Genomic DNA, 338 nt, shown 5'->3' on the forward strand with positions numbered 1-338 from the left:
ATCGTTTTAGTATTCCCACAAGCAGCCGTCTCAATATCGGATTCAGTAATGGTCACATCACCACAAGTATCGGAAGCGGTAGCGACACCAGTATTTGCAGAGGACTCATCATCGGTACACTCAATAGTGACATCTGCAGGAGCCGTGATCGTTGGAGGTGTTGTATCCACAACGGTAATGGTCTGCGTATCGGTAGCTGTGTTTCCACAAGCATCGGTAGCGGTCCAAGTACGTGTAATGGTTTTTGTATTGCCACAAGCAGCCGTCTCAACGTCACTTTCAGTAATAGTCACATCACCACAAGTATCTAAAGCGGTAGCCACACCAGTATTGGCAGA

Annotated in this window: 1 pseudogene; it reads right to left on the minus strand. The window is 47.3% G+C overall.

The features are described 5' to 3' along the window. Nucleotides 1–338 (minus strand): annotated as a pseudogene (locus tag F1003_RS16615) (HYR-like domain-containing protein); the annotation flags it as partial.

Source organism: Winogradskyella ouciana (genome assembly GCF_009709615.1).
Lineage (GTDB): Bacteria > Bacteroidota > Bacteroidia > Flavobacteriales > Flavobacteriaceae > Winogradskyella > Winogradskyella ouciana.